At 54.4% G+C, this 14,050-nt stretch carries 14 protein-coding genes; 3 read left to right on the plus strand and 11 right to left on the minus strand.

Annotated features, from left to right (window positions below; all coding sequences use genetic code 11):
• The first annotated feature begins 20 nt into the window (after positions 1 to 20).
• Both B5G10_RS10845 and B5G10_RS10850 read left to right on the plus strand, forming a co-directional pair.
• A complete protein-coding gene (locus B5G10_RS10845) occupies positions 21 to 842 on the plus strand; it encodes a hypothetical protein (RefSeq protein WP_087424749.1) in 822 nt (273 codons plus the stop codon).
• 82 nt (positions 843 to 924) lie between these two features.
• Positions 925 to 1,482, plus strand: coding sequence for a methylated-DNA--[protein]-cysteine S-methyltransferase (locus tag B5G10_RS10850; RefSeq protein ID WP_206396573.1), 558 nt, complete (start codon positions 925 to 927; stop codon positions 1,480 to 1,482).
• Positions 1,483 to 1,597: 115 nt separating this feature from the next.
• On the opposite strand, the gene B5G10_RS10855 is transcribed toward B5G10_RS10850, so the two are convergent.
• Positions 1,598 to 2,572 (minus strand): FimB/Mfa2 family fimbrial subunit, encoded by a 975-nt coding sequence (locus B5G10_RS10855; protein WP_087424750.1) that lies wholly within the window; start codon positions 2,570 to 2,572, stop codon positions 1,598 to 1,600.
• A 270-nt stretch (positions 2,573 to 2,842) separates the two neighbouring features.
• On the opposite strand from B5G10_RS10855, the gene B5G10_RS10860 reads away from it, so the two are divergent.
• Complete coding sequence (locus B5G10_RS10860; RefSeq protein ID WP_087424782.1) at positions 2,843 to 3,229, plus strand: hypothetical protein; 387 nt, start codon at positions 2,843 to 2,845, stop codon at positions 3,227 to 3,229.
• Here B5G10_RS10860 and B5G10_RS10865 read toward each other — a convergent pair.
• From B5G10_RS10865 to B5G10_RS10910, 10 genes are all read right to left on the minus strand, one after another.
• Positions 3,133 to 3,525, minus strand: coding sequence for an immunity 17 family protein (locus B5G10_RS10865; RefSeq protein WP_087424751.1), 393 nt, complete (start codon positions 3,523 to 3,525; stop codon positions 3,133 to 3,135). The two genes, B5G10_RS10860 and B5G10_RS10865, sit on opposite strands and share 97 nt — an antisense overlap.
• 20 nt (positions 3,526 to 3,545) lie before the next feature.
• Positions 3,546 to 3,968 carry a tRNA (adenosine(37)-N6)-threonylcarbamoyltransferase complex ATPase subunit type 1 TsaE gene (tsaE, locus tag B5G10_RS10870; protein WP_087424752.1) on the minus strand — a complete coding sequence of 141 codons (423 nt, stop codon included), beginning with the start codon at positions 3,966 to 3,968 and terminating at the stop codon, positions 3,546 to 3,548.
• Between the two features lie 8 nt (positions 3,969 to 3,976).
• Positions 3,977 to 5,518, minus strand: coding sequence for a bifunctional response regulator/alkaline phosphatase family protein (locus tag B5G10_RS10875; RefSeq protein WP_087424753.1), 1,542 nt, complete (start codon positions 5,516 to 5,518; stop codon positions 3,977 to 3,979).
• Positions 5,505 to 8,285 (minus strand): tetratricopeptide repeat protein, encoded by a 2,781-nt coding sequence (locus B5G10_RS10880; RefSeq protein WP_241147759.1) that lies wholly within the window; start codon positions 8,283 to 8,285, stop codon positions 5,505 to 5,507. Before B5G10_RS10880 ends, B5G10_RS10875 begins: the two co-directional genes overlap by 14 nt.
• 48 nt (positions 8,286 to 8,333) lie before the next feature.
• The gene (locus B5G10_RS10885) at positions 8,334 to 9,155 is read right to left on the minus strand and encodes a metal ABC transporter permease (protein WP_087424754.1); all 822 of its coding nucleotides are present in this window, start codon (positions 9,153 to 9,155) and stop codon (positions 8,334 to 8,336) included.
• Positions 9,156 to 9,165: 10 nt separating this feature from the next.
• Complete coding sequence (locus tag B5G10_RS10890; protein ID WP_087424755.1) at positions 9,166 to 9,582, minus strand: phospholipase; 417 nt, start codon at positions 9,580 to 9,582, stop codon at positions 9,166 to 9,168.
• Positions 9,579 to 10,823, minus strand: coding sequence for a 3-phosphoshikimate 1-carboxyvinyltransferase (locus B5G10_RS10895; protein ID WP_087424784.1), 1,245 nt, complete (start codon positions 10,821 to 10,823; stop codon positions 9,579 to 9,581). Before B5G10_RS10895 ends, B5G10_RS10890 begins: the two co-directional genes overlap by 4 nt.
• A 403-nt stretch (positions 10,824 to 11,226) precedes the next feature.
• Complete coding sequence (gene uraH, locus B5G10_RS10900; RefSeq protein WP_206396572.1) at positions 11,227 to 11,643, minus strand: hydroxyisourate hydrolase; 417 nt, start codon at positions 11,641 to 11,643, stop codon at positions 11,227 to 11,229.
• Between the two features lie 107 nt (positions 11,644 to 11,750).
• Positions 11,751 to 12,575, minus strand: a complete 825-nt coding sequence (locus B5G10_RS10905) for an alpha/beta hydrolase family protein (RefSeq protein WP_087424756.1) — start codon at positions 12,573 to 12,575, stop codon at positions 11,751 to 11,753.
• 51 nt (positions 12,576 to 12,626) lie between these two features.
• Positions 12,627 to 13,955, minus strand: coding sequence for a DUF3843 family protein (locus B5G10_RS10910; protein ID WP_087424757.1), 1,329 nt, complete (start codon positions 13,953 to 13,955; stop codon positions 12,627 to 12,629).
• Positions 13,956 to 14,050 lie beyond the last annotated feature (95 nt).

Here is a 14,050-nt window from a genome sequence, read left to right on the forward strand (position 1 = left end):
TATTAAAAAACAATAGATATATGAACGCACGATTGTTGTCGCCCATGGGCGCACTGAAGACGGGGTGGGCTCTGACCCGCAAAAATTTTATTGTCATGCTCGGCCTTTTCCTGGGAGTTATGGTTGTGTCGTGGATAGTCTCTTTGCTGGGGGGCAATGACATGACATCGATTCGTTACTGGATTTTCTATATCGTAAGTATCCTTTTGTCGATATGGCTTGGGGCGGGCCTGAATAAGATTATGCTGAATGCCTATGCCGGCGAGGAACCCTCGTTCTCGACGTTTGGAGAGATATTGCCTAAACTGGGTGGCCTGATCGGGTTGAATCTGGTGGTAGGCATTATCTGTCTGCTCCCTATGATTATCGGTCTTGTCATTTTGGTAGTCGGTTTGGGTACGAGCCTGGCAGTCACCGATTTTTCCAACCCCTATGAAGTGGGGTATGCTTTGGGAATGATGTTCAGCGGGGTGTCGGGAATTGTCTCCGTAATCTTCTCTCTGGTTTCTTTGTATCTGTATCTGCGCCTGATGTTTGCGATTTATGCCTATGTCGATGATTCCTCTATTGGTGTGTTCGACGCCATTCAACGCAGTTGGACGATGACTCATGGGAATATGGGTAAAATCATTCTCTGCCTCTTGCTGATGATTGTGTTGAATATCATTGGCTTTATTGTCTTGATTGTGGGTATTGTGGTTACGCTCATTATCTCGGCCTTCATGATGGTGGCCATGTATGAGCAGATCAAGGAGAGCGAACAGAAGGTCGTAGTAGATGAGGCCGTGAACCAAACAGTCGAATCGGCTCAATCTGAGGGAAAAATGGATAATGCCGAATAAATGAATGATATACAGTCCCGCCCTGGCCGGAAGATGACTTGCGGTGTGGCGGGATTGCTGTTTCTTGTGCCGTATGGATAGTGTGCAGTATTGTTGCTCTTACGATTCTCCGCTGGGCGCGATGACGATGACCGGCGACGGGGTGAGCTTGACAGGCCTGTGGTTCGACGGGCAGAAGTATTTCCCGGTGTCGAGGGTGGCGGCTTGCGAAAGAAGATTGCTACCGGTGTTTGACCAGACGCGGCGGTGGCTCGACCTCTATTTCTCGGGCGGGAATCCCGGGACGATGCCGTTTGTGCGGCTGGAGGGTAGCCCCTTCAGACTTGCCGTGTGGCGCCTGTTGCAGGAGATTCCACGTGGGCGTGTGGTCTCCTATGGGGCAATAGTCCGCCGGCTGTCGTTCTTGAGAGGTGGAGCCCGGGTATCGGCGCAGGCCGTGGGGGGTGCCGTGGGGCACAACCCGGTGAGTATCGTGGTGCCGTGCCATCGGGTCGTGGGGAGCGACGGCAGCCTTATTGGATATGCCGGAGGTCTTGACCGGAAGGTGGCTCTGCTGCGGCTTGAGGGGATAGCGTGTCGCGATTTTTCCTGCATCGCCAGCCCGGTGGAGTGGCCCGGCCCCGGCGGTGAATGGCTTTAGAGAAGCCCCGATGTGAAGGGTTTTATAATAGGAAGGCGGCTCCCGTGAAACGGGGCCGCCTTGTCGTTTGGAGCAGTCTGTGAGAGATTGCTCCATCGGTGAGGTGGGGAAGTGTTTAGTTGATAATGGGGAATTCGATGGTTTCGCTCACCTCGTTCCAGTCTTCAATGGAGAAGTCGCCCGGCGTTTCGCCCGACAGGATTTCGCCCAAAACAATGTTGAGCGTGAGTTTGGTATTGGGCGATAGCGTTGAACTGAGGGTTTTGGAGAGGGTGTGCTCGGTACCGTTGGCCAAGGTGATAATGAGCTCGAGCGGCGGATTTTCGGCCGAGGGGAAGAGCATGACGGTGGCGTTGCTCATGATGGTATTGTCGTCGGAACGCTCGAGGTCGAACTTGACAACCTTGGTGGTATTCTCGACCTCGGCCGTGTAGAAGTTCATCTTCTCGGCGATGCCTCCGATGCGGGCCTGTATGTTGGTGATGGACGGGTTGAACTCTGAGTTGTCCTGCATCTTGGCAATAATCCGTATGCCGGCAGTCACGCGGGTGAGTGCCGCCTGCAGGTCTTCCTGTCCTACGTTGGCCGGTTTCACGGCGTGTACCAGGTCATAGACCGGCATATAGGTGCCGTCGGTATTGGCCCGCAGCCTGAAGTAGAGAGTCGAGAGGTCGGCATCCTGGGTGATACCGGGCTCGTTGATGGCCGGGGTATTGTAGATGGGGTCGTCGTATTTTGGGGTGCCCCAATAGACCATGTTGTAGGTCCCTACCGGCAGTTGCAGCGGTCGGTTGTATTCGCCGTAGATGTGGCCGTCGATAATGGTGTAATAGCCGTTGAATACGGTCTTTTTGCTGTTGATGTAGTTGCCATAGTAGGTCGAGGTCTCGGCATAGCAGGGATAGATTTCGAGTATTCCCGTGAAGGGATTCTGGTTCAGCGGGTCGGCAATGCGGGCGCTCACATTGGGGGTAACTAATTGCACCGCCTCGGGTTGAGCCGGTTCGTCGTCTTTTTTGTCGTCGTCGCAGCAAGCCGAGAGGCTCGACAAGAGCAGCAGGGTGGTTGTCCCAAACAGAATTCTTTTCATAACATGTTCGTTTAACAGGGTTTTGGTAAGTATTGTGGATATATAACAACAGCCTGTGCGAATTGTTTTTACCGATAATCGTGTTTGAGGGCTCTTGTGTAAAAACGGATGGCGGGCGAGGGTGTAGGTTTTGCCCAAAAGAGGGAAGGTTGTGTGCGGTCAATCGGGAATAATTGTCTATTTTTGGCTATTGAGAAATACATCTTTGGTATGAAACAGAAAGATTACCGTGAGGAGTCTGTCCCCGGTGGAGCATCGGCGAACTCGTCGATGCAGTTTACTCCTGAACATATCACTTCGTTGGCACCGGGCGAGGTATTTGTTTTTGGCAGCAACCTGGCCGGTATGCACGGTGGGGGTGCCGCCCGTGTGGCCATGCAGCGTTTTGGTGCGGTGTGGGGGCAGGGTGTGGGCCTGCAGGGACAGTCCTATGCCATCCCTACCATGCAGGGGGGAGTGGAGACTATCGAACCTTATGTCGATGAATTTATTGCCTTTGCCCGGGAGCACCGGGAACTGCGTTTCTATGTGACCCGCATCGGTTGCGGCATTGCCGGATTTCAGGACCGGGAGATAGCACCGCTGTTTGCCAAGGCCTTGGGGGTAGAGAATATCGTGTTGCCCAAGTCGTTTGTGGACGTGTTGCAGTCGAAATAGACTTTTGTCGTGGCCGAAACCGTGACGGCGGGCCGAGGTTGCGGCTTGCTGTCGGGGGTGGCCCGTGCCAGTAGGTCGCGTGCAATGACGGCGGTCATGAGCAGGATGAGTACCCCCAGTATGCCGTAGAGCCAGCGGGCTTGCGTGCGGGTGAGCCTTGAGGTGAAAATACGGCAGTTCTTGCTGTTGAAGAACCAGTTCCAGTTGGCCAGGGCGGCACCCAACGCGAGTAGTCCCGAGATGAGAAACAGACTCAGGACAATAATCGCGGGGATAAGTGACGGGGCGTGCTGCATGGTCGATTCGGAGATTTTATTTAGAGATCTACGGTGAGGGTGCGGGCACCGCCGTCGGTCTCGGCAATCTCGACATTCACGCAGTCGTAGGGAAGCAGCTCTTCAATCTTCTCGGGCCATTCGATAAAGCAGAGGGCACCGCTGGCGAAGTAGTCTTCGGCTCCCAGGTCGTAGGCCTCCTGCAACTTGTTGAGGCGGTAGCAGTCGAAGTGGTAGATGAGTTCGCCGGTGGTTGCCGAGCGGTATTCGTTGATGATGGCGAAGGTGGGGCTGTTGACGGGGTCTTCGACACCCAGTTCTTCGCACACGGCTTTGATGAAGGTGGTTTTGCCGGCACCCATCTCGCCGTGGAAGGCAAAGACGGTGTTGTCGCCCATGAGTTCGATAAACTGGCGGGCAACCTGGTGTATCTGGTCGAGGTTTTCTATGACAAGGGTATGCATAATCGTATCTATTTTTTAGTGAGAGTAATCAGGGGTATCATCATCTCTTCCATGGAGATGCCTCCGTGCTGGAAGGTGTCTTTGTAGTAGCCCACGTAGTAGTTGTAGTTGTTGGGGTAGGCAAAGAAATCGTGGTTGGTGGCAAATATGTAGGTCGAGCTGATGTTGGGCGAGGGCAGGCCGTAGCGCTCGGGCGACTTGATTTCATAGACCTGCTTGGGGTTGTAGCTGAGCGATTTGCCCACCTTGTAGCGCAGGTTGGTATTGGTGTTCTTGTCGCCGATTACCTTGATGGGGTTGTTCACATGTACGGTGCCGTGGTCGGTTGTGAGTATGATTTTGAAGTCTTTCTCGGCAATCTTGCGGAAGAGGTCGAGTGCCGACGAGTGCTTGAACCACGACTCGGTGATGGAGCGGTAGGCCGCCTCGGTCGATGCCAGTTCGCGAATCATCTTCGACTCGGTGCGGGCGTGCGAGAGCATATCGACAAAGTTGAGCACGCACACGTTGAGTTGGTTGTTCTCAATTTGCGGGAAGTTCTGGATGAGTTTTTCGCCGAAGGCCGACTCGTTGATTTTGTTGTAGGAGAAGGTGTAGCGCTTGCGGAACCGGTCGAGCAACGTCTGGATGAGAGGCGCTTCGTTGAGGTTCTTGCCCTCCTCCTCGTCTTCATCGACCCAGAGGTCGGGGAACATGCGGGCAATCTGGTTGGGCATCAATCCCGAGAAGATGGCGTTGCGCGCATATTGCGTGGCCGTGGGCAAGATGCTGAAGTAGAGATCTTCCTCGGCGGTGAAGTATTCGTTGAGCAGGGGTTTGATGACCCGCCACTGGTCGAGCCTGAAGTTGTCGATGAGGATGAAGAATACCTTCTCGCCCTTGTCGATGAGGGGAAACACTTTGGTCTTGAAGAGCTCGTGGCTCATGAGGGGGTGTTCGCCGCCGGTAATCCACTTCTCGTAGTTCTTTTTGACAAATTTGGCGAAAGCGCTGTTGGCCTCGCTCTTTTGCAGGGTGAGCAGTTCGTCCATGTCGCTCTCGGCCTGGGTGAGCTCCAGTTCCCAAAAGACCAGTTTCTTATAGACTTCGTACCAGTCGTTCCACGAGTAGGAGTCGTTGATCTGGCTGCTGATGTGTTGAAATTCCTGGCGGTAGTCGCTCGAGGTTTTCTCGAGGATAATCTCCTTGTGATGGAGGTTTTTCTTGATCGACAGGAGTATCTGGTTGGGGTTGACGGGCTTGATGAGGTAGTCGGAGATTTTGTTTCCGATAGCCTGGTTCATGATGTTTTCCTCCTCGCTCTTGGTGATCATGACCACGGGGATGGAGGGGTTGTCCATCTTGATTTGGCTGAGGGTATCGAGACCGCTCAAGCCGGGCATGTTCTCGTCGAGAATGATGAGGTCGAAGGGTTCGTGAGCCGCTTTCTCGAGGGCGTCGCGACCGTTGGAGACGGTGGTGACGTCGTATCCCTTCTGTTGAAGGAAGAGAATGTGGGGCTTGAGTAAATCGATCTCGTCGTCGGCCCAAAGTATTTTACCGTTCTTCATAAGGCTCTGTGGGTTGAGGATTGTTTTCAAGAAATAAGAAATAGTCTTCGAAACTGTATCCTTCGAGCAGTTTCTTGAAGTTATCCTCGCTGATCATGATGGGCCTTACTCCCGGCGGGTAGCGGAATGTTTCGCTGTTGTCGAGGAGCCGTCGATAGTGGGATAACTCGTCAAAGTTATTAAATCCTTTGACAACTAACATACTTATTTCGTTAAAGGTCATTATTTCGAGGTCGAAATCTTTAATTACGAAACTGGTAAAGTTGTGTTTGGCTACATCGAAGAGCAGTTGGTTGGACGACACGCTGTCGGTGGCATAGACCAGCAGGAGCACGTGCGGAGCGTTGAGGTCTTGCGTGAAGGCGGCCCGGACGGTATCGTTGCGCATGGTCGTGGTATCGTTGGTGAGTCGGGCTTTCCACAGCATGCCTCTGAGGTTGCCGCTGCCTTCGGCCAGTTGTCGGCCTTGTGCTACACCCTTGAGCATGGTGGTGGCCAGGGGTGAGACATCGGCTTGCGGATAGCGCTCGAGCAGGTTTCTCAACCCGGTTTTGAATTGGTCGTACTGCTTGTCGCCCACATAGGCGAGGGCGTCGAGGAAGAGGAACTTGGGCATGAGCGGCGAGAGGGGATACTTCTCCTCCATGTATTGGCGGCTGCGGTGCACGGTGGCATTGTCGTTTACGAGGTATGCGGCATAGGTGGCCTCGTAGATGGAGTCTTGCTCGGTGCTCATGCGCCGCAGGTTGTCGAGGTAGTGCGGGTCGGCCATGGCCTGGGCATAGGGACTCTCGGGGAAGGTCGATCGTATCTTGTCGCGATACAGGGCCGCGGTGGCTTCGTCGCCATTGCGCATGTACATGAGGTACATGTTGTAATAGACGTCGAGCCGGTAGGGGTTCTCGGGGAACCGCGACTCGAGCAGATTGAAGTTGGCTATGGCGGCCGGGTAGTCCTCGAGTTTGTTTTTGAGGATAAGACCCATGTTGAAAAGTCCCTCGGCTACCACCTCGTTGGAGGTTTCGAGTGCCTCGGGGGTGAGTGGTATCTGCTTGAGGTAGAAGGCGGGTTTGTGGGGATCGTCGGCATCGGCCATCTGAGCGCTGTCGGGGCTCTCTTCGATGGGCATGCCGTTCTCATCGAACTCTGTAGTCTCTTCGCCCGGTTCGCCTTCGGTCTTTTCGGCAAAGTCGCTCATCGAGAATCCCGATTTGTTGCGGCGGCGCCAGTCGTCCTCGAGTTTACGGCTACCCCAGGTGCGCTGGAACTCGGTCTTACCGGCCGATACCATGGTCTTGTTGTAGAAGTACCACGACTTGTCGCCCGAGATCATGGTCGCGTTGTTCTTGGCTGCGTTGTTGCTGTTGAACTGGGGCCCTTGTTGCTGGGCCAGATACTCTTCGCGTTGAAGGGCTTCGGCCTCTTCTTTCTCTTTCTTGATGAGGTCGTCGATAATCTTCTGTATGGCTTTGTTGCGCTCGTCCTCGCTCATGGCGGCAAGGTTTTGCAGACTGTCCTGCAACTCGACATTCTGGGCATAGACCACGAGTTCGTCGAGCACGGTGGAGCGCCGCGTGAGCAGGTCGTACCGCGGGAAGTCTTCTTTCAACTGGGGCAGCGCTTCGGCATAGCAGGGCTGGGCATCGACATACTCGCGCCGCTCGAAATAGAGGTCGCCAAGGGTCACCTGGTTGATGGCCTTTTCGAGTCCGTTGCGGGTGCTCTTTTGGTTGGCCAGCCGATAGTTCTCCATGGCCTTGAGGGTGTCTTTGCGGGAGAGGTAGAGGTTGCCGATGGCATAGTATATCTGGTCGAGGTACTCTTTGTTGCGGTCGCGCGAGGCCATGCGGGTGAGCTTTTTCACCTCTTTGGTGATGTCTTTGCCCGAGAATACTTCGGTCTGTTTGATGCGGGCGTTGAACTCGGTGCGGTAGGGCGGGTTCATGGCTATGACCTTGCCGAACGTCTGGTAGGCCAAAGTGGGGTTCTCGGTTTTTTCGTAGAGTTGCCCCAGCAGGAAGGTGAGGCGGATGCGCTGCTGCTTGCTGGGTGCCGACTTGATGGCGGTTTCGAGGAAGGGGATGGCTTTCTGATACTCGCCCCGGTGGATGAGGTAGTCGGCATTGACGGTGGCAAACCAGTTGTTTTGCGACTCGGGCAGCTTGTCGTTATTGATTTTCTGGAGTATGTCTTCGGCTTCGTAGAGCCATCCCAAGGCAATGTAGCAACGGGCTTGCCAGATCTTTGCCTCGGCGACCAGGTCGGGGAGCCAGGTGAAGTGGCGCGAGATGTAGAGGAAGGTGGCGGCCGCCTCGAGAAATTCGCCTTTGTAGTACTGGGCCTGTCCCATCAGTCGCCAGGCGTTGTGGATGAAGGGGTTGTATTCGTCGCGCTTGAGGTAGTCGCGATACTTGGGGTCGCTCATCTTTTTGGAGTCGCGCTTGGGCTTTTTCTTGATGGAGTGCAGCTGTATGGCTTTTTGGCACTTCTCGATGGTGCGGTCGAAGCTGCCCGTGGGTTGTGGGTTCTTGGGGTTGGCATAGGCTTGTGCGGGGTGCATGAGCACGAGGTCGGTGAAGTTGTCCTGGTATTCGCCCTCCATGGTTTTTATCTGCTCCTTGTAGTTCTCTATCCCGTTGAAATAGACGTTGTAGCGGGTCGTGAAGCTGTGGTAGAAACGGGTGAATGCCGTATTCTTTTTGGTCGAGCAGGAGACGAGCAACAGGACGAGCAGCAGGGTGGCGATATGTGTGATTTTCTTCTTCAAGCGCTATGGGTATAAGAGACCATCTTTTTAAACTGATTTTCGGCCGTTTTATTGTCTTTGTGCAACGGCCTTCTGCACACGGCTCACGATGATCTTGGCTACGAGATAGATGACAATCAGGGTAAAGACGATGGTAGCTCCGGCCGGCACGTCGAGCCAGTAGGAGAGCAGCAGCCCCCCGATACCGGCCAGCAGGTTGATGAGTCCCGACAGCCAGATGATGGAGCGGAACTTGTGGCAGAACAGCTCGGCAAACATTTGTGGCAGCGACAGGATGGAGATGAGCAGCATGATGCCTACCAGCCGGATGGACAGGACTACGGCCGTGGCTACAAAGAAGGTCATGATGTAGTTGATGAGTCGGGTGTTGATGCCGCGGGTGGTAGCAAAGTCGGTGTCGAAAGCGGTATAGACGATGTGCCGGTATTGCCACAGGGTATAGGCGATGAGCAGGAGGGCAAAGGCGGCAAAGACGAGAATGTCGGTGCGGGTGATGGTGAGTATGTTTCCAAACAGGAACTCGGTGAGTCCCGGAGTGTAGCCGGGGGTCATGAAGATGAAGATGATGCCGACGGCCATGCCCAGAGTCCAGATGACGGCGATGGCCGAATCTTCGCGCACCGATTTTCCCCGCGATACCCATTCGACACCCAGTGCCGAGAGGATGGCAAAGAAGAGGGCAGCGAGGGTGGGGTTTATGCCCAGGAAGTAGCCGATGCCCAGTCCGCCGAACGAGGCATGGGTGATGCCTCCGGTGATGAAGAGCATGCGTCGGGCTACGATGTAGGTGCCGATGATGGCGCTGATGATCGAGATGAGCAGGAGGGCCATCAGGGCATTTTGGAAAAACGTATAGTTGAGAATCTCCATTGTAAACGGGTTATTTGTCGATATTTCTTTGTTCGTTGACCACCAGCAGTATTTCGTCGCGCAGGGATTCGGGAACCTCGATTTGTCGCAGTTGCAGGCTGCGCACCCATCCCGGCACATCGCTGGGGAGGAGGGTATAGAAAATGTCTCTGAAGTGCTCGACCTGCTCGGGGGTATATTGGTCGGCAGGGGTGTTCTTCCAGTCGTCGAGCTCCTCGTCGTCGTAGTACTCGATGGTCTTGCTCACGCCTGCCAGCAGGCTGTCGCGTTCGCACACGAGGTGCTGTCCGCAGCACTCTTGCGGGGGAGCTGGTGTTTCGTCCTGAGCGGGCGGGTTGCCTGCGGCTGCCTGTTTTTTCTGGTCCCGGAGGTGAAAATAATAGGTCACGAGGCCCAGCAGCACGATGGCGATTACAAGTATAATCATAGTGTGGTATCTCCTTTCTGTGTGGGGAACAGGGTGAAGCCGGCCCGAGTGAGGTCGGTCCAGTAGTCGGGGTATGACTTATCGACGACGGCCGTGTCGGCAATCTCGATACCGGGGAACCGGAATGAGGCTGGAGCAAAGGCCATGGCCATGCGGTGGTCGTCGTAGGTTCGGATGACGGGATGGGCCTCCGGTTCTACGGTTTCGCCGTTCCAGGTGAGTGAGTTATCCGATGATAATAGTCTATATCCTAACTTAATAAGTTCATTGCAGAGGGCTGCGATGCGGTCGGTCTCTTTGATGCGCAGGGTTTGAAGTCCGGTGAAATGGAAGGGTATTCCCAGCAGACAGCAGGCCACTACCAGGGTTTGGGCCAGGTCGGGTTGCTCCGAGAGGTCGCAGCGATATTCGGTTGTATGAATATCCGATTTTATTAGTTTTGCTCCGTCCGAAGAAAATAGTGTTTCGATTCCCAGCGGCTCGAAGAGTTGGGCAATGCGGGCGTCGCCCTGGAGACTTTTGGGTGTGAGTCCTGGCAGTACAACCGAGCCGGTCGGGGAGAGGGCGGCTATCTCGTACCAGTAGGAGGCTGCCGACCAGTCGGGCTCGACGCTGAACGGGGTGGGCGTGTAGCTCCCGGCCGAAACTCGCAGGGTGTGGCCGGTGCGTTGAGCCTCGATGCCGTAGTGGGCCATCATGCCGAGGGTCATCTCGATATAGGGAGTCGAGACGATTTCGCCGGTGAGGGTCAGGGTGAGCCCGTCGCGCATGCGAGGGGCAATCATGAGCAGGGCCGAGATGTATTGCGAACTCACATCGCCGGGCAGGGTGAGCTCGCCTCCGGTGAGCTGCCGGCCGCAGATGTCGAGGGGCGGGAAGCCTTCGCGCGAGGTGTAGTCGATGTCGGCACCGAGGGCGCGCAGGGCTTCGACCAGTATCTTTATGGGGCGTTGTTTCATCCGTTCCGAGCCGGTGAGCGTGTGCCGGCTACCCTCGACCTGGGCGTAGTAGGCGGTGAGAAATCGCATGGCTGTCCCGGCACCGTGTATGTCGATGGTGCGATCGTTGCCGGTGAAAGCTTGGCGCATGACACGGGTGTCGTCGCACGACGAGAGATTCTCCACGGGAATGGCATTGTTGCACAGTGCATTGATAATCAAAGCTCTGTTGCTGATGCTCTTGGAGGTGGGCAGTGCGATGGTCGCCGTGCAGTCGGCGGGGGCGAAAATTTGATAATTCATTTCGTTAGCCATGAGTTTTGACCGCAAAATTAGCAAAAAAAGAGGAATGGTATGTGTTATGAAGTTGAGTTTTCTTGGTTCTACTGGCTTGGGGTTGTTGGCTTTGTGACGGGTGTGAATGTCGGGCACACTCGGTGACCGTGCAAGACTCGACACGGCGGGCTATATAAAAAAAGGGCTGTCTCACGACAGCCAATTTGTAAACCTTAAATCTAATACTATGAAAAAACATAGTACAAATATAGATGCAGTTTCTCGATTTTCCAAACGGATAGTTTAAAAACAAACTGTTTTTAACGTAAATATAGTAAAATATAGCGCTATTATTAACTAATTAACGCTGCTTGGGAAAAATTGTCAAGTGAATCGTGCGGCTTGTTGTTGCCCGTATCGTGCGACCGGCTCAATTGCCCCGGTATGTAGAGTATCCGTAGGGCGAGAGGGTGATAGGCACGTGGTAATGGTTGTCGTCTTTAATCTCGAAAACCACTTCGATGAAGGGGTAGAACGACTCTTGCTCCTGGGCTTCGAAGTAGGGCCCCACGAAGTAGGTGAGTTTATATACTCCTTGATTGCTTGTGCCGGGTCGCTTCTCGAGAAAATCTTTTACCCGGCCGTTGGCATCGGTAGCACGCTCGTCGAGCAGCAGCCACGAATGGTCGGCTTCCAGGCGGGAGAGGGCAATTTTGACCCCTGTTGCCGGTTGCCCCTTGTGGATGTCGAGGATGTGGCTGGAGAGTTGATAGACTTTTTCCTGTGCAACCGAGGTGATTGCGATCAGGATTGTCAGCAGGGCTGTAAGAATTAGTTTTTTGTTCATAGCTATAAAAGTTTGGGTTTTATACGAATTGGACAATGGGGTAATTCTTTGATAGCTCGTTGGCAATGGATGAGTGGGCTTCACCGCCGGACTGCCTTGGGTACTCCCTACTCTTTGCGTGGTTGGGCAAAGAACTTGTGGAAGAAGAGCAACTGGTAATCGATGGAGTTGTTCCAGTAGGGAATGTTGTGGGCTCCAGGCCGTTCGATGAAGTCGTGCTTGATGTGGTGATCGAGCAGAGCCTGGTGGACGTTACGGTTGACCTCGAGAAAGAAGTCATCGACCCCGCAATCGATAATGATGGCCAGTTCGTCGTCGTTGAGCGAGGGGATAAGGTTGATGACGGTGTGCTCGTTCCAGCGTTTTTGGTTGGTGTCGAATTTGCCTAACTGGTCTTGCATGTTCCAGTTAGCAGGGAAGGGGCGAATGTCGAGTCCGCCACTGATGCTGCCTGCAGCCCCGAATGTGTCGCGATGGCGGATGGCGTTCCACATGGCACCGTGCCCGCCCATGCTGAGGCCGGTAATGGCTCGGGCGCTACGGTCGGCAATGGTGCGGTAGTGCGAATCGATGTAGGAGATGAGTTCGCTCGAGATATAATCTTCGAACTGCATGTCTTTGTGCAGGGGGCTGTTCCAATACCAGCTGTTCAGCCCGTCGGGGCAGACGATGATAAACTGGTATTGCGTGGCCAACTGGGGTAGCTCGGGCTTGATAATCAACCAGGAAGCGTAGTTGCCTCCGTGGCCATGAAGCAGATATACGACGGGGTAACGTGTGTTCTCCGAGTCGTTATAATTCTGGGGCAGCACGACTGTGTTGCGAATATCTCGTCCCATTTTGCTGTGTATGGTGACGGTATCGACCTGTTGGGCACAGAGCCCCGCGATACAGAGCAACAGGATGAGGGGTAACAATAGAACTCTTTTCATGATGAATTCTTTTTATTTATCGTATGGTTGGGATAATGTTCTCGATGTTGTCTATCGTTTTACATATTCGGTGACAAAACGCAGGTTGTCGAGCAGCAGATTGCCGGGGTCGTCGTAGAAGCAGAGCCCTTTGATCTGGCCGGCACGTACCTGGGCGATGAAGAATTCTTCGCCTATCTCGTCGCTCAGCAGGGCTTGCCAGGCGGTATCCGACTCGTCGAGAGTCTGTCCGTCTTCGCCTTCGGTGGTCGCGAGGATATCGGTGAGGATAACCTGTTGCTCGTCGTCGGGCAGCTCGTCGTCGGGCTCGAAGAGGTTGTATTCGTCGTCGTCGCCGGTGATTTGCCCGATGAGGTCTTCGCTGTCTTCATAGCTGGTAATCTGGCCCGAGAGCCACCACTGGCCGTTCCATTCGACAAAGCCGGTGCGGAGGATGAGCGAGGGGGCTTTCATGTTTCGGGGCAACCCCACGAGTGAGCGGTTGGTCACCTCGAGTACCCGGTCGCTGGCAATGTGGCGGAAACGGGTCACCTGGTCGTTGCCCCCTTCGTATCGGTAATAGCCGGTATATTTGTGCCCCATGCTCATGAGCGAGGCATAGAGCGGCGACGATTCGCCCAGCACCTCGGCCAGCCAGCGGGGCGGGGTGAGGCGCATGAACTCGGTCACCTGGTTGAAGCCAAAGTCGTTGCAGAGTTGGTTGACCATGTCGGGGATTTGTTCTTTGAGGTCGGCCTCTTTGGCTTCGTCGGCCAGCGATTCGGCCTGGTCTTCAAGCAGGAATCCGTTGTTGGAGAAGAGGTATGACTGGGTGCAGAGCCACAGGAAGCGCGAGTGCAGGGCATAGAGGTTGTGCTGCTCTTTCTCGTCGAGTTGGAAGTAGTGGATCAGTTTTTCGTTTTCGGGAGCCGTTTCGTACTCGGTCTCGAACAGGGCCATGACATCGGCGGCTATGGCGGCAAAGGTATCGAGCGCGGGCGAATAGGCCACGTCGAGATTGTTGAGCTGCATGTGGTAGTGCCAGATGAGGAACTGGATATCCTCGATGTTGATTTCGCCCGGGATGTAGTCGCTGTCGAGGGTGTAGAAGGGAAGGTATTTCCCGTATTGCCGGTGATAAACCCGGGAGAATGCCTGGAATATACCGGTTTGCGAGATGATATCTTCGAAGTAGGCGGTGAGCATACAGGCGAGCTCTTTCTGCTCCGAGTCGTCGATCTTGCGATAGTCGTCATCGGCGAGCAGTTCTTCGATGGGACGGATGGCTGCCAATACTTTGTTGGACAGGGTGATGTAATAGAGATCGGTAGGAGCCGACCCGGTATAGGGGTGGAGGGTCTTCCAGTCACCGCTGTATATGCGTAGCTTGTCGTTGGTCATAAAAACAGAATTAGGTGTGTTTGCAAATGTAACGATAAATCGGAAAAAGTGGTTTTGAACAGCCTCTTTTTTGTGTGGCTTTATTTTATTTACTT

It is taken from the genome of Barnesiella sp. An55 (genome assembly GCF_002161555.1).
Taxonomy (GTDB): Bacteria; Bacteroidota; Bacteroidia; order Bacteroidales; family Barnesiellaceae; genus Barnesiella; species Barnesiella merdipullorum.

What these genes read in the sequence shown, in the direction of transcription:
- B5G10_RS10845 (WP_087424749.1), top strand. Translation starts at nt 21, where the DNA reads ATGAACGCACGATTGTTGTCGCCCATGGGCGCACTGAAGACGGGGTGG.
- B5G10_RS10885 (WP_087424754.1), bottom strand. Translation starts at nt 9,155, where the DNA reads ATGGAGATTCTCAACTATACGTTTTTCCAAAATGCCCTGATGGCCCTC.
- B5G10_RS10890 (WP_087424755.1), bottom strand. Translation starts at nt 9,582, where the DNA reads ATGATTATACTTGTAATCGCCATCGTGCTGCTGGGCCTCGTGACCTAT.
- B5G10_RS10855 (WP_087424750.1), bottom strand. Translation starts at nt 2,572, where the DNA reads ATGAAAAGAATTCTGTTTGGGACAACCACCCTGCTGCTCTTGTCGAGC.
- tsaE (WP_087424752.1), bottom strand. Translation starts at nt 3,968, where the DNA reads ATGCATACCCTTGTCATAGAAAACCTCGACCAGATACACCAGGTTGCC.
- B5G10_RS10910 (WP_087424757.1), bottom strand. Translation starts at nt 13,955, where the DNA reads ATGACCAACGACAAGCTACGCATATACAGCGGTGACTGGAAGACCCTC.
- B5G10_RS10865 (WP_087424751.1), bottom strand. Translation starts at nt 3,525, where the DNA reads ATGCAGCACGCCCCGTCACTTATCCCCGCGATTATTGTCCTGAGTCTG.
- B5G10_RS10875 (WP_087424753.1), bottom strand. Translation starts at nt 5,518, where the DNA reads ATGAAGAACGGTAAAATACTTTGGGCCGACGACGAGATCGATTTACTC.
- B5G10_RS10895 (WP_087424784.1), bottom strand. Translation starts at nt 10,823, where the DNA reads ATGAATTATCAAATTTTCGCCCCCGCCGACTGCACGGCGACCATCGCA.
- B5G10_RS10860 (WP_087424782.1), top strand. Translation starts at nt 2,843, where the DNA reads ATGCAGTTTACTCCTGAACATATCACTTCGTTGGCACCGGGCGAGGTA.
- B5G10_RS10905 (WP_087424756.1), bottom strand. Translation starts at nt 12,575, where the DNA reads ATGAAAAGAGTTCTATTGTTACCCCTCATCCTGTTGCTCTGTATCGCG.
- uraH (WP_206396572.1), bottom strand. Translation starts at nt 11,643, where the DNA reads ATGAACAAAAAACTAATTCTTACAGCCCTGCTGACAATCCTGATCGCA.